The organism is Allobosea sp. Tri-44, assembly GCF_004123845.1.
Taxonomy (GTDB): Bacteria; Pseudomonadota; Alphaproteobacteria; order Rhizobiales; family Beijerinckiaceae; genus Allobosea.
In genome coordinates this window covers 17,811-34,396 of sequence record NZ_NBDP01000037.1, presented here as the reverse complement: position 1 = coordinate 34,396, position 16,586 = coordinate 17,811, and the positions used below count along the sequence as shown (strand labels likewise).

The 16,586-nt window shown below is 67.4% G+C and carries 18 protein-coding genes; 9 read left to right on the top strand and 9 right to left on the bottom strand.

The features are described from left to right. Nucleotides 1-98: 98 nt before the first annotated feature. Nucleotides 99-965, top strand: coding sequence for a LysR family transcriptional regulator (locus B6S44_RS22545; RefSeq protein ID WP_248309713.1), 867 nt, complete (start codon nucleotides 99-101; stop codon nucleotides 963-965). Between the two features lie 10 nt (nucleotides 966-975). Here the strand turns inward: B6S44_RS22545 and B6S44_RS22540 are convergent, their stop codons facing one another. Next, on the bottom strand, nucleotides 976-1,761 hold the full coding sequence (locus B6S44_RS22540; protein WP_129159139.1) for an SDR family NAD(P)-dependent oxidoreductase: 786 nt from the start codon (nucleotides 1,759-1,761) through the stop codon (nucleotides 976-978). A gap of 173 nt (nucleotides 1,762-1,934) precedes the next feature. Between B6S44_RS22540 and B6S44_RS22535 the strand changes: the two genes are divergently transcribed. Then, entirely contained in the window at nucleotides 1,935-2,315 is a 381-nt protein-coding gene (locus B6S44_RS22535) for a YkvA family protein (RefSeq protein WP_129159138.1), read from the top strand. Between the two features lie 4 nt (nucleotides 2,316-2,319). On the opposite strand, the gene B6S44_RS22530 is transcribed toward B6S44_RS22535, so the two are convergent. After that, complete coding sequence (locus B6S44_RS22530; protein ID WP_129159137.1) at nucleotides 2,320-3,291, bottom strand: NADPH:quinone oxidoreductase family protein; 972 nt, start codon at nucleotides 3,289-3,291, stop codon at nucleotides 2,320-2,322. 254 nt (nucleotides 3,292-3,545) lie between these two features. Between B6S44_RS22530 and B6S44_RS22525 the strand changes: the two genes are divergently transcribed. The 4 genes from B6S44_RS22525 to B6S44_RS22510 all read left to right on the top strand — a co-directional run bounded on the left by B6S44_RS22525 (nucleotide 3,546) and on the right by B6S44_RS22510 (nucleotide 6,355). Next, on the top strand, nucleotides 3,546-4,151 hold the full coding sequence (locus tag B6S44_RS22525; protein WP_129159136.1) for a hypothetical protein: 606 nt from the start codon (nucleotides 3,546-3,548) through the stop codon (nucleotides 4,149-4,151). A gap of 79 nt (nucleotides 4,152-4,230) precedes the next feature. Continuing rightward, a complete protein-coding gene (gene rlmN, locus B6S44_RS22520; protein WP_129159135.1) occupies nucleotides 4,231-5,454 on the top strand; it encodes a dual-specificity RNA methyltransferase RlmN in 1,224 nt (407 codons plus the stop codon). A gap of 1 nt (nucleotide 5,455) precedes the next feature. Continuing rightward, nucleotides 5,456-5,941 (top strand): hypothetical protein, encoded by a 486-nt coding sequence (locus B6S44_RS22515; RefSeq protein WP_129159134.1) that lies wholly within the window; start codon nucleotides 5,456-5,458, stop codon nucleotides 5,939-5,941. A 60-nt stretch (nucleotides 5,942-6,001) separates the two neighbouring features. Further along, complete coding sequence (locus B6S44_RS22510; protein WP_129159133.1) at nucleotides 6,002-6,355, top strand: hypothetical protein; 354 nt, start codon at nucleotides 6,002-6,004, stop codon at nucleotides 6,353-6,355. Here the strand turns inward: B6S44_RS22510 and ggt are convergent, their stop codons facing one another. Next, nucleotides 6,356-8,116, bottom strand: a complete 1,761-nt coding sequence (gene ggt / locus B6S44_RS22505; protein WP_206735225.1) for a gamma-glutamyltransferase — start codon at nucleotides 8,114-8,116, stop codon at nucleotides 6,356-6,358. It lies immediately after the preceding gene. A 184-nt stretch (nucleotides 8,117-8,300) separates the two neighbouring features. On the opposite strand from ggt, the gene B6S44_RS22500 reads away from it, so the two are divergent. The 3 genes from B6S44_RS22500 to B6S44_RS22490 all read left to right on the top strand — a co-directional run bounded on the left by B6S44_RS22500 (nucleotide 8,301) and on the right by B6S44_RS22490 (nucleotide 10,392). Continuing rightward, nucleotides 8,301-8,867, top strand: coding sequence for a LemA family protein (locus B6S44_RS22500; protein ID WP_248309718.1), 567 nt, complete (start codon nucleotides 8,301-8,303; stop codon nucleotides 8,865-8,867). A 117-nt stretch (nucleotides 8,868-8,984) separates the two neighbouring features. Further along, nucleotides 8,985-9,782: a TPM domain-containing protein gene (locus B6S44_RS22495; protein WP_248309712.1), complete on the top strand. Its 798-nt coding sequence runs from the start codon at nucleotides 8,985-8,987 to the stop codon at nucleotides 9,780-9,782. A 1-nt stretch (nucleotide 9,783) separates the two neighbouring features. Beyond that, on the top strand, nucleotides 9,784-10,392 hold the full coding sequence (locus B6S44_RS22490; protein ID WP_129159130.1) for a TPM domain-containing protein: 609 nt from the start codon (nucleotides 9,784-9,786) through the stop codon (nucleotides 10,390-10,392). 3 nt (nucleotides 10,393-10,395) lie between these two features. On the opposite strand, the gene B6S44_RS22485 is transcribed toward B6S44_RS22490, so the two are convergent. From B6S44_RS22485 to B6S44_RS22460, 6 genes are all read right to left on the bottom strand, one after another. Continuing rightward, on the bottom strand, nucleotides 10,396-11,145 hold the full coding sequence (locus B6S44_RS22485) for a DUF1223 domain-containing protein (protein WP_129159129.1): 750 nt from the start codon (nucleotides 11,143-11,145) through the stop codon (nucleotides 10,396-10,398). 69 nt (nucleotides 11,146-11,214) lie between these two features. Next, entirely contained in the window at nucleotides 11,215-12,243 is a 1,029-nt protein-coding gene (locus B6S44_RS22480) for a lipid A biosynthesis lauroyl acyltransferase (RefSeq protein ID WP_206735224.1), read from the bottom strand. A gap of 62 nt (nucleotides 12,244-12,305) precedes the next feature. Continuing rightward, the gene (locus tag B6S44_RS22475) at nucleotides 12,306-13,328 is read right to left on the bottom strand and encodes a zinc-binding dehydrogenase (RefSeq protein ID WP_129159128.1); all 1,023 of its coding nucleotides are present in this window, start codon (nucleotides 13,326-13,328) and stop codon (nucleotides 12,306-12,308) included. An 89-nt stretch (nucleotides 13,329-13,417) separates the two neighbouring features. Continuing rightward, nucleotides 13,418-14,164 carry an SDR family NAD(P)-dependent oxidoreductase gene (locus tag B6S44_RS22470; protein WP_129159127.1) on the bottom strand — a complete coding sequence of 249 codons (747 nt, stop codon included), beginning with the start codon at nucleotides 14,162-14,164 and terminating at the stop codon, nucleotides 13,418-13,420. Further along, nucleotides 14,161-15,444 (bottom strand): beta-ketoacyl-ACP synthase, encoded by a 1,284-nt coding sequence (locus tag B6S44_RS22465; protein WP_129159126.1) that lies wholly within the window; start codon nucleotides 15,442-15,444, stop codon nucleotides 14,161-14,163. The genes B6S44_RS22470 and B6S44_RS22465 overlap by 4 nt, the downstream gene beginning before the upstream one ends. 11 nt (nucleotides 15,445-15,455) lie before the next feature. Continuing rightward, a complete protein-coding gene (locus tag B6S44_RS22460) occupies nucleotides 15,456-16,586 on the bottom strand; it encodes a beta-ketoacyl-ACP synthase (RefSeq protein WP_129159125.1) in 1,131 nt (376 codons plus the stop codon).

Here is a 16,586-nt window from a genome sequence, read left to right as displayed (position 1 = left end):
GAACCCTAACCACGCCCGATTTATACGATAATCCGCTGTATTCTGAATGTATCTTTCAGTACTGCTACATAATGCAGCGTAGCGATCTCGATGGGTTAGTGGCCCTTCTGACCGTGGCGGAGAAGCGCTCCTTCACTGCTGCGGCAGCGGCGCTCGGCGTCACGCCCTCCGCCATCAGCCAGAGCGTGCGGGCGCTGGAACAGCGGGCCGGCGTCGCGCTATTGGCGCGCACCACCCGCGATGTTGCGCCGACGGAGGCGGGGCGGCGTTTCCTTGAGCGGGCGCGGCCGGCGGTCGACGACATCCTCGCAGCCTTCCGGGAAGTGGCGAGCCTCGGCGACCGGCCGAGCGGCCTGCTGCGGCTGAATGTGCCGCGCGTGGCGTTGCCGAGCCTGATCGAGCCGATCCTCGCCGATTTCTGCGCGCGCTATCCGGAGGTCCAGGTCGAGATCCATGTCGACGACCGGCTCGCCAATATCGTCACGGAGGGGTTCGACGCCGGTATCCGCATCGGCGAACTGGTCGAGGCTGACATGGTTGCGGTGCCATTGAGCGCGCCGTTCCGACTCGCCGTGGTCGGCTCGCCCGACTATTTCGCCAGGCATGGCCGGCCGCAGCGCCCGGAGGAGCTCAAGCGGCACGCCTGCATCAATTTCCGCCAGAGCGACCGCAGCCTCTACCGTTGGGAGTTCGAAGAGGGCAGGCGAGAATTCGCGATCGCCGTCGACGGGCCGATCATCGCGAACGAGGCGAATGTGATGATCTCGGCCGCGGTGATGGGCTTGGGTCTCGCTTACATGCTCGATCCCGTCGCCGAGCCGCTTTGCCAACGCGGCCTGCTGGAGCGCGTGCTGGAGCCGTTCTGCCCGCAGACGCCGGGTTTCTTCCTCTACTTCCCCTCGCGCCACCAGGTCCTACCGAAGCTGCGAGCCTTCATCGATTTCGCCAGGACGAGGTTGCGCTAGGTTCGTCTGATTACTTCGGCGCCAGACGGATGGCGCCGTCGAGGCGGATCGCGGTGCCGTTCAGCATGTCGTTCTCGACGATGCTCTTGACCAGAGCGGCATATTCCGAGGGCCGGCCGAGGCGCGAGGGATGCGGCACCGAGACGGCGAGCGAGGCGCGGGCCTCGTCCGGCAGGCCGGCGAACATCGGTGTCTCGAACAGGCCGGGCATGATCGTGACGACGCGGATGCCGACCCCGGCGAGATCGCGCGCGACAGGCAGGGTCAGGCCGACGACGCCGGCCTTGGAGGCGGCATAGGCGGCCTGGCCGATCTGGCCGTCCTCAGCGGCGACGGAGGCGGTGCAGACGAAGACACCGCGCCCGCCATCTTCGGTGACCGGATCGAGCGCGGCGAGCGCGACCGCCGATTTGGCGATCAGGCGGAAGGTGCCGGTGAGATTGATCGCGACCGCTTTCTCGAAGGTGGCGACATCATGGGCGACGAGTTCGCCGGTGTCGCGCTTCTTCGAGACGACGCGGCGGCCCGGCGCGATGCCGGCGCAGTTGACGACGATCCGGGCGACGCCGTGGGCGGCGCGCGCCTTCTGCAGGGCCGCGTCAACCGATTGCTCGCTGGTGACGTCGCAGGGGCAGAACAGCCCGCCGATCTCCCTGGCGACCTCTTCGCCGCGCTCGGCGTTGAGATCGAACAGGGCGACCTTGACGCCATGGCTGGCGAGCATGCGGGCGGTGCCCTCGCCGAGGCCGGAGGCGCCGCCGGTGACGATGGCGGCGATGGAGGAGTCGAGCTTCATGGCGTCCCCTGATCTTTTGACATTGCTGGAACGGCTTTAGAGGCGCGATGCTCGCTATCCAAGCGGATTGCGCGTGCGATTCTGGGTCGATCCCTTGTGCAGCCCTTCATGCGGGGCCACATTTTTGCGTCGACGGCGGACTATAGAGGTAGCCTGCCAAAGGGAGAGGATGGATGAGCGACAGCTTCGGCTTCGGCCAGCGTTTCAGCCCCGAGGAGATGGCGGCGATCCGCAAGAGCCTGCGCGACGAGGCGCGTTTCGGGTCCGAGTTCATCGGGCGGCTGAAGCGGGTGGCGAAGCGCATCCCCTTCGCCGAGGATTTGCTCGCTGCCTGGGTTTGCACGCGTGACCCGTCGACACCACGGCGCGTCAAGCTGACGCTGCTGGCGGCGCTCGGCTATTTCGTGCTGCCGATCGATGCGCTTCCCGACGTGATGCCGCTGCTCGGCTTCACCGACGATGCTGCGGTGATCGCGGCGGCGCTCGCCGCCGTCGCCGGCTCGATCACCCAACAGCATCGCGACAAGGCCAGGGAGATGCTGACCGATCTCTGATCGGTCAGGGAATCAGCACGACCTTGCCCTGGACCTTGCGGCCGGCGATCAGCGCGAGCGCTTCCGCCGCCTGCTCCAGCGGGAAGGCGGCGTTTACATGAGCGCGGATTTTGCCGTTGGCGGCCCAGGCGAGCAGGCGCTCCATATTGGCGCGGTGGCCGGCCGGATCGCGCCTGACGAAATCGCCCCAGAACACACCGCGCAGGTCGCAGCCCTTCAACAGCAGCAGGTTGAGCGGGATTTTCGGGATCTCGCCGCCGGCGAAGCCGACGACGAGATAGCGCCCGCCCCAACCCATTGACCGCAGTGCCGGCTCGGCGAGCTCGCCGCCGACCGTGTCGTAGAGCGTGTCCACACCGCCGGGAGCGAGGCGCCGCAGACCCGCCCGGAGGTCGTCGGCAGCGTAGTCCAGCCCCTCCTGCGCACCATGCTCGCGAGCGAGCGCGAGCTTTTCCGGCGAGGAGGCGCAGGCGATCACCTTTGCGCCGAGCAGAGCGCCGATCTCGACCGCGGCGAGGCCGGCGCCACCCGCGGCGCCGAGGATGGCGAGCGTTTCGCCCGGCCTGACCTCGCCCCGCTGGATCAGCCCGTGCATTGCCGTGCCATAGGTGACGAAGAGGCCGGCAGCCTGATGATCGCTCAGCTTGTCGGGAATCCTGATCGCCGCTTCGGTTGGAACGACGACGATCTCGCGGGCCGCGCCATGGCCGAGCCAGGCGGCGGCGCGCTCGCCGACCTGCCAGTCGGTAACGCCGTCGCCGATGGCGCTGACCACGCCGGCGCATTCGGCCGAGGGCGAGAAGGGCAGCGGCGGCTTCACCTGGTAGCGGCCCTGGATCACCAACGTGTCGAAGAAGTTGAGCGCTGCAGCCCTCACCTGGATCGCGATCTCGCCGGCTCCGGGCTTCGGTTCGGGCAAGTCGCGGATCACCAGATTCTCCGCTGGCCCGAGGGCCTCGCACAGCAGCGCCTTCATCGATCCTCCAACTTCCTCGGCTGGTCCCGTCGCGTTCGCCCAAGGCTGGCACAAGCTGCGGGCGAACGGAACCAGGCCGAAGCCGTCCCTAAACTATTGAAGGAGAACGCCTCGTCCGATCGGCGCATGGGCTGCGAGCATTCGCATTTTCGCCAGGATCGTGACATTCTATCCGGCGCACTGCGTCAATCCGGATCGCCGATCCCGCGCATTCTCCATTCGGCGTTAAGATTTTTGTTGGTTAGTGGCGATCCATGATTCGCATTCCGGCTCTCTCCTCCGCCCGCCTTTCGCTCCAGGCCGCTGCCCTGCTCGGTCTGGCGGCCCTGATCTTTGCGGGCACTTCGGCACAAGCGCAGGCGCAGCGTGCCCCCGCCAGCAAGCCGGCGCCGGCGAAGACCGCCGCAGCCGGCGGGCAGGGCCAGGCACTCCTGCTCGAAACGGCCGGCAAATGGCAGGCCTTTTCGTCGCAGCAGGGCCGCTCCAAGATCTGCTACGCTTTGTCCAAGGCTGAAACCCGCATCCCCGCCAATCTCAAGGATGTCGAGGGGCTGCTGTTCATCTCAAGCCGCCCGGGCGAGGGCGTGCGCAACGAGATCAGCCTGGTGATGAATTTCGACCTCAAGGAAGATGTCGAGCATCAGGCGATCATCGGCAGTGATCGCTTCGCGCTGGTCGCCAAGGGCCAGAATGTCTGGCTGAAGAATCCGGCTGAGGAAGGCCGCATGCTGGATGCGCTGCGCAAGGGCGCCGGGCTCGAGATCAAGGGCACCTCGAAGCGCGGCAACCCGACCAGCGACAAGTATTCGCTCGCCGGCATCTCGCAGATCGTCAAGCGGGCCGAGGACGCCTGCAAGTAAGGTGATTTCGCGATAGGCCGCTCTCGTGCTATGAGGCGGCCAATTCCGGGCGAGATCGCCCGTTGCGAGCCGAGTTCCGATGAATCTCTCTGTTGCTGAAGCCGCCCTCCCGGCGGCTGAACCTGTTATGCGGCGGCCGTCACTGGCCGGGCGCACGCGCGCCGGCCTCGCCGAGGCGCTGGCCGAGATTGGTGTTCCCGAGAAGGAGCGGCGCATGCGCGTCGGCCAGCTCTGGAACTGGATCTACCATTACGGCGTCCGCGACTTCCAGGAGATGACGACGATCGGCAAGGGCCTGCGCGCGCAGCTCGCCGAGCATTTCACGCTCGACCTGCCCGAGGTCACCGCCGAGCAGGTCTCGACCGATGGCACCCGCAAATGGCTGCTGCGGATGGCGCCGACCGGCCCGCGCGACCGCGGCGCCGAGATCGAATGCGTCTACATCCCGGAGGTCGATCGCGGCACGCTCTGCGTCTCCAGCCAGGTCGGTTGCACGCTGACCTGCACCTTCTGCCATACCGGCACGCAGCGCCTCGTACGCAACCTCACCACCGAGGAAATCGTCACGCAGCTGATGGTGGCGCGCGACCGACTCGGCGATTTCCCGAACCGCAGCGCGCCGGAAGGCGCCTTCGTTCCCAATGATGGCGGGCGGTTCATTTCGAACATCGTCTTCATGGGCATGGGCGAGCCGCTCTACAATTTCGACGGCGTGCGCGACGCGATCGGCGTGATCTCCGACGATCAGGGCCTGTCGCTCGGCCGGCGGCGGATCACCGTCTCGACCTCGGGCGTCGTGCCGCAGATCGGCCCGCTCGGCGGCGAGATGGGCACGATGCTGGCGATTTCGCTGCATGCGGTGCGCGACGAGCTGCGCAACGAACTGGTGCCGCTCAACAAGAAGTACCCGATCAAGGACCTGCTCGAGGCCTGCCGAAATTATCCGGGGCTGTCGAATGCCAAGCGCATCACCTTCGAATATGTGATGCTCAAAGGAGTCAACGATAGCGACGCCGAGGCGCGCGAACTGGTGCGCCTGCTCAAGGGCATCCCGGCCAAGATCAACCTGATCCCGTTCAATCCTTGGCCCGGCACGCGCTATGAATGCTCCGACTGGGAGCGGATCGAGCGCTTTTCCGAGATCGTCTTCAAGGCCGGCTATGCCTCGCCGGTGCGCACACCGCGCGGCCGCGACATCCTCGCCGCCTGCGGCCAGCTCAAAAGCGAGACCGAGAAGCTTTCGGCGCGTGCCCGGCTGATGCTGGAGCAGGACGAGGCTGAAGCCGCGACGGTCGCGCACTGACATGCTGCGCTGGCTGCTGTTGATTCCGTTTGCGCTGCTGTTCGCCATCGGCACGGGGTTGGTTGCGCTGATGATCGCTGGCGTCGCCTCGCCCGATCTCGGCCTGCTGATCGGCGGCGGTTTCGAGCGCCTGCTCGCGGCGCTGTTCGATCAGGCCGAGCGCGGCTTCGATCCCGGCCCGACCGCCGCCGCGGCCTTTTCGCTGCTCGGCCGGCTCGGCTTCGCCATCCTGGTCCTACCGGTGGTGCTGGTCGCGGTCGGGTCCGAGCTGTTCCGCCTGCGCAGCGGGCTGATCCAGAGCGGGCTCACCGGGGTACTGGCGTCGCTGCTGCCGCTTGCCATGCTCGGCATGACCCGGACACCGAGCGCTCGCGAACTGCAGGTCGTGGCGGCGCTCTTCCTGGTCGGCGCCGCAACCGGCTTCGTCTACTGGGTGATTGCGGGCCGTGGGGCGGGCGGGGAGCCGAAGCAGCCCGTGCGGGCCTGACCTCGACAAAACCTGTCTGACTTCGCCAAATCTGGCATCGTCACCATGATGGGGGATGCCATGCTCCGCTATGCCTTGCTCATCAGCCTATCGTCGCTTTGCCTGATTCATGCTGCGACTGCTCAGGAGCCCGCCTATGCGGGCCGCTGGGCCAATGAAGCTGCCTGGTGCCGCAACAAGCTCGGCACGACCGACGAAATCGCCATGCGTTTCACCGCGCGCCGTGTCGATGGCTTCGAGTTCTATTGCAGCTTCGATCGTGTCGGCGGCGGCAATGGCCGGTGGGACATCGCGGCGACCTGCCATGGCGAAGGCATGACGGAGAAGCGCCGCTTCAGCCTCGCGCGCGACGGCGACGTGCTGGTCTGGTCGGAACGTGGCAAGCCGACTTTGCGTCTGGCGCGCTGTCGTTGATCAGTCTCCGACCGCCACGCCCTCGCGCCTTCCGTCGGCCCCGCCGAGATAGCCTTCTGGCGTCTTGACGATGGCCTGGATGCCCGAGGTCATCTCGATCAACCTGATATCGTGGCCCTTGGCCTCCAGCGCGGCCTTCCAGGCTTCGGCCTCACTGCTTTTCTCCAGCTCGGTCGGCCCGTTGCGGTTGCCGAAATTGGCGAGGTCGACAGCGCGCTGCGGGTCCATCTTCCAGTCGAGCAGCGCGATCAGCGTCTTGGCGACATAGCCGATGATCTGGCTGCCGCCGGGCGAGCCGGTGACGGCATAGAGCCGGCCGAAGGCGTCGAAGACGATCGTCGGCGCCATCGACGAGCGCGGCCGCTTGCCGGGCTCGACCCGGTTGGCGACCGGCTTGCCATCCTCGGTGGGGGCGAAGGAGAAATCGGTCAGTTCGTTGTTGAGCAGGAAGCCGCCCTTGGTCATCAGGCGCGCGCCGAAACCGTCCTCGATCGTCGTCGTCATCGCGACCGCATTGCCGGCGGCGTCGATCACCGAGATATGGCTGGTGCCGTTCTCGACCCCCTCGGAGGGGGCGAGCAGCAAAGCGCGCTTGTTCGGCGGATCGCCGGCGCTGGCCTTGCCCATCGCCTTGTCAGGGCTGACGAGCTTGGCCCGACCCCCGATGTAGCCCTCGTCGATCAGGCCGGCGGCCGGGACGCTGACGAAGGCGGGGTCGCCGAGATAGAGCGCCCGGTCGGCGAAGGCGAGCTTGCCGGCTTCGGCGAACCAGTGGGCCGCCTCGGCCCCGGCGCCGAGGCGAGCCATGTCCTTGGTCGCGAGGATGCCGAGAATCTGCTGCACGGCGATGGCGCCCGAGCTCGGCGGGCCCATGCCGCAAAGCGTATAGGCGCGATAGCGGCCGCAGAGCGGCGCACGCTCCTCGACCTTGTAGGTGGTGAGGTCGTCCAGCGTGATGTCGCCGGGATTGGTCGTGTGGCCGGTCACCGTCGCGACGATGTCCTGTGCGATCGCGCCCTCGTAGAAGGCGTCGGCGCCGCGCCCCGCAATCGCGCGCAGAGTTTCAGCGAAGGCCGGGTTCTTCAGGACGGTGCCGACCGCTTTCGGCTTGCCTTCGGCCTCGTAGAAATAGGCGGCGGCGCGGGCGTCCTTGCCGAGGTTCTTCTCCAATGCGAGCAGGCCGTTGAGGCGCGGCGAGATCGCAAAGCCCTCCTCCGCCAGCTTGATCGCGGGGGCGAAGACTTCGGCCCAGGGCAGCTTGCCCCAGCGCTGGTGCGCCGCTTCAAGCAGTCTGACCGTGCCGGGCACGCCGACCGAGCGGCCACCGACGACGGCGTCGACGAACTTCATCGGCTTGCCGTCGGTGCCGAGGAAACGCTCGGGCTTGGCCGCCTTCGGCGCGGTCTCGCGGCCATCGAGTGTGGTCAGTTTCCGGCCGGCCTCGTCCCAGTAGACGAAGAAGGCGCCGCCGCCGATGCCCGAGCTCTGCGGCTCGACCAGGTTGAGCACGAGCTGGATCGCGATCGCGGCATCGGTCGCGCTGCCGCCGGCACGCAGGATGTCGCGGCCGGCCGAGGCGGCGAGCGGGTTGGCGGCGGCGGCCATGTAGCGTTGCGCCGTGCCAAGCGTCTTGGCGGTTCGGCCGGTAGCAGCTTCGGGTGCGGGCGCCATGGTCTGCGCGGTCGCTGGCATCGACGTGGCGAGCCAAAGGCCGACAGCGATGACGGAGCGGGTGCCGAATGAAGACCGGGTGCGCTGCATGGGATCACTCCTCGCGTCTGCCGAAGCCAAGACTAGCGCGTCTTCTCGCCGGCGCGCCATGCCGCGGCCGCGGGTTTGATCTGTCTTGTGGCGCGGCTATGGTCGAAACCTGATTTGTCCTGCCTGGCCGAAGGGGTTCGTCATGGTGCTCGCGCAGTCTCCGGTGGTTCGCCGGCCCCTCGTCATGCTGCTGGTCGGGCTGTTCGGGCTCGCGCTCGCAGGGTGCGGCTACAACAATGTGCCGACGCTGGAGGAGAAGGCCAAGGCGGCCTGGGGCGAGGTGCAGAACCAGTACCAGCGCCGCGCCGACCTGATCCCCAATCTGGTCGAGACCGTGAGGGGCTATGCCCAGCAGGAGCGCGAGGTGCTGACCCAGGTGATCGAGGCGCGCGCCAAGGCGACGCAGGTCAAGGTCGACGCCTCGACCATCACCGACGCCGCCAAGTTCAAGGAATACCAGGACGCGCAGAACCAGCTTTCCGGCGCGCTCGGGCGGCTGTTGGTGACGGTGGAGCGCTATCCCGACCTCAAGTCGAACCAGAACTTCCTGGCCCTGCAATCGCAGCTCGAAGGCACCGAGAACCGCGTTGCGGTGGCCCGGCGCGATTACATCCAGACGGTGCAGGCCTTCAACACGGAAATCCGGACCTTCCCGGGCGTGATCTGGGCGAAGCTGTTCTGGGGCGCCAAGCCGATGGAAAGCTTCTCGGCGACGGCAGGGGCGGAGCGGCCGCCGGCGGTGAAGTTCTGAACTGTGTGATTTTGCGTGACCTCGCTCGCCGCGACCACTGACGTGCCGTCATTCTCGGGCGGAGCGAAGCGCAGACCCGAGAATCTCGATCAGGAGATGCTCGGGTCGAGCCCGAGCATGACGTTTGTCAGGCGACTCGCCCTTCTGCTCCTCTTCCTCGTCTTCCCATTCCTGGCCACAGCAGCCGAGCCGACCTATCCTGCCCTCACCGGCCGCATCGTCGATAATTCGAGCCTGCTCAATGCCGAAGCCTTTGCCCGGATCGAGCAGAAGCTGAAGGCGCATGAGGAGAAGACCAGCGACCAGGTCGTGGTCGCGACGCTGCCCTCGCTGCAGGGCTATCCGATCGAGGAGTTCGCCAACGGCCTGTTCCGGGCCTGGAAGCTCGGCGACAAGGCCAAGAACAACGGCCTGCTGCTCCTCGTGGCACCGAACGAGCGTAAGGTGCGCATCGAGGTCGGCTACGGGCTCGAGGGCGCGCTGACCGACGCGCTGTCCAAGGTGATCATCACCACCGCGGTCGCGCCCAAGTTCAAAAACGGTGATTTTGCCGGGGGTATCGAGGGCGGCGTCGACGCGATCCTGTCGATCCTGACCGGCGATGCCGAGGAATGGCAGCGCCGCGCCCAGATCCGCAGCGACGAATCATCCTGGGTCGAAACGGCCGCAGTGATTTTCGTCATGATCATGGTGTTCATCCTGATCGTGAGCTTCATGCGGGAGCTAGGGCGTTCCTCTGGTGGTGCGCGCCAGCACCGGACGCGGGATGGACGCTGGATCGTCCTGCCGTCCTCCGGCGGTTCGGGCTGGGGCGGTGGCTCCTCCTCCGGAGGCTGGAGCTCCGGTTCGAGCTCGGGCGGATTCTCGGGCGGTGGCGGCTCGTCCGGTGGCGGCGGCGCTTCGGGGGATTGGTGAGATGCTGAATTCCGACGATCGCGACGCCATTGCCGAAGCCGTGCGCGAGGCCGAGCGCCAGACCTCCGGCGAGATCGTCGTCGTCGTCGACCGGGCAGCCGGGAGCTATGTCGCTGTGCCGCTGGTGCTGGCGCTGGCGCTCTCGCTGTTCGTGCCCTGGCCGTTCCTGCTGCTGACGACGCTGAGCGCGGCGAGCATCTTCCTCACCCAATTGATCGCGGCGGCGCTGCTGCTCGCGACCCTGCTCTGGTACGGGCGCGGCGGGCGCTTCGTGCCCGGCTTCGTCAAGCGGCGGCAGGCGCATGAGACGGCGCTGCGCGAGTTCACGGCGCGCGGGCTGACGCTCACGCGCGGTCGTACCGGCGTACTGCTCTACATCGCCGTACAGGAGCGCTATGCCGAGGTCGTCGCTGATGCGGGGATTTCGGCAAAGGTCGACAGCGAGGCCTGGCGGAAGATCGTCGAGCCCCTGCTCGCGGCGGCAGCGCAAGATGCTCTGCGCGAGGGGTTGATTGCGGCCGTACGCGACGTCGGCATCGTGCTGGCCGCCCACGCCCCGCCTGCCGTCGACGATGTCGACGAACTCCCCAACAAGGTGGTGATTCTCTAGCGGTTACTTCGCCGGACCGCGCGCGGCGCCGAGGATCGCGCTTTGGCGGGCGTAGAGGTCGCCCTGGACAAGAACGACGTAGCTGTCAGCCTTCGCGGCGGAGCGGACAGTTTCCAGCGGTACGCTCAAGGTCGCGGCCTGGCCGTTCCACTCGCCGATGCGGCTGATGCCGCGCACGACATTGGCATAGGTCACGGTCTTGCCGCTGTTCTCGCCGCGCTCGATCGGCACGCTGGCGGTGCGGCTGACCTGCAGCAGCCAGACCACGGCGGGCTTCTCACTCGTAAAGGGTGCTCCGCCTAGAGCGATGCGCAGTGCGCCATCCGTCTCGGCGAGATCGACCTTCACCGGAAAGCCGTCCTTGCCCTGCTCCTGGACGAGCTTGTCGATGCCGCCCTTGTCGGAGCCGACGATATGGGCGGCGCCGTTGACCACTGCCTGCGGCGTGTAGATCTGGCCGTCGCCGCGCGCCTTGGCATAGAGCTTCTGGCGCTTGCCGAAGACCTCCTGGCCGAGCGTGTCCTTCCAGCCGAGATAATCCCAGTAGGTCACCGGCAGCGTCAGCGTGATCAGGCGCGGATCCTTGGCCAGCTCGGTAAAGAGCGCGTCCGCGGCCGGGCAGGACGAGCAGCCCTGGCTGGTGAAAAGCTCGACCACCGCCTTCGGCCGGGCCGCAGGCTGTTGGGCATGCGCCGGCAATCCTGCGAGCAGGAGAAGGGCGGCAGCAGCGATCTTGCGGGTGTGGCGGACCATCAGTTCGAACTCGACGCCTGTATAAAAGCAGGCGGTTACCAAAAGCGCTACTCCCCGCTCAATTGGAAATCACGTTGCCTTGAAAACCGGCTTCTGCGGCGCCTGCTCGCGAAAACGTGCCAGGGCCTCGGCGCCGATCAGGTTCGGGCGCCAGCGCCGGTGCATCCAGAGCCATTGCTCGGGATGCTCGCGGACCCAGCCCTCGACCACGGCGGTCATCATCGCCATGGCCCCGGTGACGTCGATCTCACCGTTGGCGTCGCGCGGCAGGTCGAGCGGCGGGGTCAGTTCGATGCGGAAGCGCCGGTTCGGCAGGCGGATGACGCGCACGCCATGCACCGGGCATTCGAAGCGGCGGGCGAACTTGCCGAGGATCGGGTTTGTCAGCGCCGGGCGCCCCAGGAAGGGCACGACCACGCCGCGGGTGAAATGCTGGTCGATCAGCATGCCGAGATGGCCGCCATTCTCGAGCACGCCCTGCATGGCGAAGGCGGCGCCCTGCTTGGCGGCGGCGAGCCCGCCCATGGCGCCGGAACGGATTTCGTGGACCACGGCGGCGATCGCCGGATCATTGGGAGCACGGAAAACGGCGGTGGTGTCGAGGTCGTAGGTGGCGGCGCAGATCGCCGGCAGCTCCCAATTACCGAGATGGGTCGAGAAGATCAGTCCCGGCTTCTCGTCGTCCTTCAGCGCGATGAAATGCTCGATGCCGACGACCTCGATCCGGCCGTTCGGATCGGGGTTGTGGTAGTCGTAGTCGAACAGCGTCTTGAGATGGGCGTATTCGGCGACGGTGCGGCCGAGATTCTCCCATGCGCCGCGGGCGATGCGTTTGACCTCGGCTTCATCGATCCCTGGGAAGGCGGCGCGGATATTGGCATAGGCGACGCGGTTGACCGGGATCAGCGGGCTGACGCTGCGCAAGAGCCGGCCGCCGAGATCGGAGGCCTTTTCCGGCCCGAGCGCGCGCAGGAAGGCGAAGATCGCGCGGATGAGCCCGATCATCAGCGCAGCGCCGATGCGCGTCGCGAATTGTTTCAGCTGCCTCAAAATCCCAGCCCGGTCCGCCGGCGCAACGTCCGGACCGGACCTCGCCATTGCGGCGCGACTTGCGGGATTGTGGCCGGCACGTCAAGTCGCGCCGGCTCATCGAGACCGGTTCAGAGCGTGACGATGACCTTGCCGAAGACCTTGCGGCCCTCGATCCGGGCGAGGCCCTGCTCGAACTCGGCGAGCGGGAAGACCGAATCGATCACCGGCTTCATTCCGCCCGCCATCTTATCAAGCGACTTGGCGATGTTCTCCATCCGGCAGCCGAACGAGCCGGTGATGCGGTATTGCTGCTGGAAGAGCTGCATTAGGTTGATCGTCGCCGAAGGACCGGAGGTGGCGCCGCAGGTGACGAGGCGGCCGCCGCGTTTCAGGCAGAGCAGCGAGCCGTTCCAGGTGTCGGCTCCGACATGTTCGAAGACGACGTCGACGCCCTTGCGCTTGGTCAGGCGCCGGACCTCGCCCTCGAAGCGCTCGGTCTTGTAGTTGACGACGAAATCGGCGCCGAGCGCCTTGGCTTTCGCACCCTTCTCGTCGTCGCCGACTGTGGTGTAGACGGTGCAGCCGATCGCCTTGGCCATCAGGATCGCCGCCGTGCCGATGCCGGAGCCGCCGGCATGGACCAGGATCGACTCGCCGGGCTCCAGCCTGGCATTGTCGAACAGCATGTGCTGGACCGTGCCGAAGCCGATCGGGGCGCAGGCGGCTTCCTCGAAGGAGACGCCCTTCGGCGCCTTGATCACCAGGCGCTCGGGCCGGTTGATCAGCTCGCGGGCGAAACCGTCGATGTGGAAGCCCATGATGCCGGCGACGTTCTCGCAGAGATTGTCGCGGCCCTCCCGGCAGGCCTTGCACTGGCCGCAGGTCTCGGCGCCGTACATGGTCACGGTGTCGCCCTCGCGGAAGCGCGAGACGCCCTCGCCGACGGCGACGACCTCGCCGGCTGCCTCGACGCCCGCCGCCTGCGGCATCTTGCGCTTGGCGAAGGCCATGCCGCGGAAGCCCCAGAGGTCGAGATAATTCAGGCCGACGGCGCGCACGCGGATCTGGACCTCGCCGGCGGCCGGCGGAGGCGGCGGGTCGATCTGTTCGAGGCGAAGATCACGGTCGCCGTGGAGCTGGAGCGAGAGCATGGGGTGTTCAAGCCTTTCAGAACTGGCCCCGGCAGTACCGGCAAAGGCCAAATCTGTCGATCAGGTGTTTCACGTGAAGCGGAGCACGCCTAGCGATGCACGCCCATCTGCGCGGTCACCCCGCCGTCGATCGGCAGGACCGTACCGGTGATGTAGGCGGCCGGAGGGCTCAGCAGGAAGGCGGCGAGGCCAGCAACCTCTTCCGGCCTGGCGAAGCGCCCGGCCGGAATCTGGCCTTCCATCTTGTCGCGATAGGCGGCGTAGGGCGCCATCATGTCGGTGTCGACGAAGCCCGGCGCAATCACGTTGACGGTGACGCCGCGCTTAGCCGTCTCGACCGCGAGCGTCTTGGCGTAGGAGATCAGCGCGCCCTTGGAGGCGGCATAGGCCGCGTTGCCGGGATTGCCGCGTAGCGCCGCGACCGAGCCGATCGCGACGATGCGGCCGGCCCTGGCGCGGATCATGCCGCGCATCAGGCTCTTGGCGAGGCGAGTGAAGGCCCAGAAATTGACCTGCATCGTCGCTTCCGCCTTGTCCTGCAGCAGCATGGCGGCGAGCGCGTCATAAGGCTGGCCGGCGTTGTGGATGAAGCCGAAATAAGCTTCGTCCTCGCACTGTTCGCAAAAGGCGTCGAGCGTCGCCTTGTCGGAGAGGTCGAGCGGCAGGGCGCGCACGCTGCGGCCCGGCGCGGTGGCGGCGATCTCGGCGGCGAGAGCCTGCGCCTGCTCGCCCGAGGAGCGGTAGGTGAAGTCGACATCGTGCCCGGATGCAGCGAGTGCCCGCACGATCGCGGCGCCGACGCCCTTGGCGCCACCGGTGACGAGAACCCGGCTCATGCTGCTTTCGGCTCTGCGGTGAGGACGAGGCAGGTGTTCTGGCCGCCGAAGCCGAAGGAGTTCGACAGCACGGTGCGCACCTTGGCGTCGCGGGCCTGGTTGGGGACGACGTCGATCGCAATCGCTGGGTCGGGCTGGTTGTAGTTGATCGTCGGCGGGATGCGGCCATTGGCGATCGTCAGCAGCGAAATCACCGCCTCGACCGCGCCGGCAGCCGTCAGCGTATGGCCGAGCATCGACTTGTTCGACGAGATTGGGAGCTTCGCCATGCGCTCGCCGAAGACGGCGGAGCAACTCATTGCCTCCATCTTGTCATTCTCGGGCGTCGAAGTGCCGTGTGCGTTGATGTAGTCGACATCGTCCGGGCTGAGGCCGGCATCGGCGAGCGCGTCCTGCATGGCGAGGATTGCCGGCTTGCCATCCGGGCTCGAGCGGGTGCGGTGAAAGCCGTCGCCGCGTTCGCCGCAGCCGGCGACGATGCCGAGGATGGTGGCGCCGCGGGCCAGGGCGTGGTCGTAATCCTCCAGCACCAGCGCGCCGGCGCCTTCGCCCATGACGAAGCCATCGCGGTTCTTGGAGAATGGCTTGGCTGAGGCCTCCGGCGGGTCGTTCTGGGTCGAGAGGGCGGAGAGCAGCGAGAAACGGATCAGCGCCTCGGCATGGACCGAGCCGTCGGTGCCGATGCAGAGCGCAGCTTCGGTTTCGCCGCGGCGGATGGCCTCGACGCCCATCTGGATCGCGGTCGCGCCGGACGAGCAGGCGGTCGACAGCGAGATCGGCGAACCCTTGGTGCCGAACTTCTCGGCGATGTGCTCGGCGACGCCGCCAAACAGGAAGAGCTCGTGCATCGCCTGGTGCTTGTGGCCGGCGGCGACACGCAGCAGCGCATCGTAGTCGGTTTCGCCCTCGATCGCTTGCGCCAGTTCCTGCTTCTGGGGCCATTCCATCTCGACCGGCGGCACCGCCATGAAGAGCTCACCCGGGAAATCGCCGGCCGTGCCGAGGCCGCTCTCCGCGACCGCTTCCTCGGCGGCGAGCGTTGCGAGTTTCTCGGAGAGCTCCGGGGCGGCGAAGGAGCCGTCGAACAGGAAGTCGACGGTCGCTGCGATGGTGGTGCGCAGGCCCTCGGTCGGGAAGCGCTCGATGCGGTGAATGCCGGAACGTCCGGCAGTCAGGGCTTCCCAGTTGGCGTCCTTGCCCTGGCCGAGCGAGGTGACGATACCGAGGCCGGTGACGGCGACGATCGGCCGGCCCTGGCTGTCGCGATGGTTTGCACCCATGACGCCTCTCCTCAAGCCTTGACCAACCGAGCGGCGCCTTCGCCGCGCCAATGCGCTGCGCCGGTGACGATCGCTTCTTTCGCCGCGCCGGTCGAGAGCGCGGCGGCAGCCAGCGCGACCGAGATCGGGAAGGCGGCTTCGATGGAATGGCCGACGAGGTCTCCGGTGGCGGTCCGGCGCGCATCCGGCACGGCCTTGGCGATCGCGGCTGCCTCTTCGTCGGTGATGCCGGCGCAGCCGGTCGCGGCCGAGATCACGAGTGCGTCGGGCGCAAGCGGACCGAAGCCGGCGAGCAGCTCATCGAGCGCCTTGGCGACCGAGCCGGGCTGGCGGCGACTGCGATGAGCGCCTGCATGGCTCAGCCGGGCATGGACCTTGGCGCCACGGGCAGCGGCACGCTCGGCCGATTCGAGCACGAGGAAGGCGCCGGCGCTGCCAGTGATCATGCCGGGTGCATCGGTGCGCTCGAAGACGGGGGCGAAGTCTGTGGCGCGCAGGAAGCCGCCGAGCTCGAACAGCAGCAGCATGTCGCGGCGTTCGGCATTGTAGGCGCCGCCGACGAGGATGAGGTCGGCCTGGCCGGCCGCGATGCGGCCCTGGGCGGTGCGGATCGCATCGACGCCGGCCTGCTCCTCGCCCATCAGCGTGCGCGAGGCTCCGGTGATGCCGTGGACGATCCCGATATTGCCGGCGAGCAGGTTGGAGAGCTGGGCCAAGAACAGCGTCGGCCTGAGATCGCTCATCAGCCGTTCGTTGAGGAACGCGCCCGGCTGGTTCGCATTGCGCAAACCCGCCAGCACAGCGGCGTCGACAGCGTGGTCGCGCTCGCCGCCGCCGGCGGCGACGATGACCTGGAGCTGGCTCTTGGCCTCGGCGTCGTCCTTAAGGGCGGCATCATCGAGCGCGAGGCCAGCGGCATAGACGCCGAGGCGCTGCCAGGGCTCCATCTGGCGTTGGTCGGACTTCTTCGGGATCTGCCGGTCGAGTTCAAGCGGCTTCAACGGGTGCAGCGGGTAGGGCGCGAAGTTCTTGATATCGACGGTCGGCGCTGCGTTCGCCGCAAGCGCCTGCGCATGGGCCTCGACGCCCTCGCCAAGACTGGAGGCGAGGCCGATGCCGGTGATGACGACGTCGCGGGCCAT

Coding starts and splice junctions, on each gene's coding strand:
- B6S44_RS22540 (WP_129159139.1), bottom strand. CDS start 1,761: ATGAAGCTCGACTCCTCCATCGCCGCCATCGTCACCGGCGGCGCCTCC.
- B6S44_RS22535 (WP_129159138.1), top strand. CDS start 1,935: ATGAGCGACAGCTTCGGCTTCGGCCAGCGTTTCAGCCCCGAGGAGATG.
- B6S44_RS22530 (WP_129159137.1), bottom strand. CDS start 3,291: ATGAAGGCGCTGCTGTGCGAGGCCCTCGGGCCAGCGGAGAATCTGGTG.
- B6S44_RS22525 (WP_129159136.1), top strand. CDS start 3,546: ATGATTCGCATTCCGGCTCTCTCCTCCGCCCGCCTTTCGCTCCAGGCC.
- rlmN (WP_129159135.1), top strand. CDS start 4,231: ATGAATCTCTCTGTTGCTGAAGCCGCCCTCCCGGCGGCTGAACCTGTT.
- B6S44_RS22515 (WP_129159134.1), top strand. CDS start 5,456: ATGCTGCGCTGGCTGCTGTTGATTCCGTTTGCGCTGCTGTTCGCCATC.
- B6S44_RS22510 (WP_129159133.1), top strand. CDS start 6,002: ATGCTCCGCTATGCCTTGCTCATCAGCCTATCGTCGCTTTGCCTGATT.
- ggt (WP_206735225.1), bottom strand. CDS start 8,116: ATGCAGCGCACCCGGTCTTCATTCGGCACCCGCTCCGTCATCGCTGTC.
- B6S44_RS22500 (WP_248309718.1), top strand. CDS start 8,301: ATGCTGCTGGTCGGGCTGTTCGGGCTCGCGCTCGCAGGGTGCGGCTAC.
- B6S44_RS22495 (WP_248309712.1), top strand. CDS start 8,985: ATGACGTTTGTCAGGCGACTCGCCCTTCTGCTCCTCTTCCTCGTCTTC.
- B6S44_RS22490 (WP_129159130.1), top strand. CDS start 9,784: ATGCTGAATTCCGACGATCGCGACGCCATTGCCGAAGCCGTGCGCGAG.
- B6S44_RS22485 (WP_129159129.1), bottom strand. CDS start 11,145: ATGGTCCGCCACACCCGCAAGATCGCTGCTGCCGCCCTTCTCCTGCTC.
- B6S44_RS22480 (WP_206735224.1), bottom strand. CDS start 12,243: ATGGCGAGGTCCGGTCCGGACGTTGCGCCGGCGGACCGGGCTGGGATT.
- B6S44_RS22475 (WP_129159128.1), bottom strand. CDS start 13,328: ATGCTCTCGCTCCAGCTCCACGGCGACCGTGATCTTCGCCTCGAACAG.
- B6S44_RS22470 (WP_129159127.1), bottom strand. CDS start 14,164: ATGAGCCGGGTTCTCGTCACCGGTGGCGCCAAGGGCGTCGGCGCCGCG.
- B6S44_RS22465 (WP_129159126.1), bottom strand. CDS start 15,444: ATGGGTGCAAACCATCGCGACAGCCAGGGCCGGCCGATCGTCGCCGTC.
- B6S44_RS22460 (WP_129159125.1), bottom strand. CDS start 16,586: ATGGCCCGCGACGTCGTCATCACCGGCATCGGCCTCGCCTCCAGTCTT.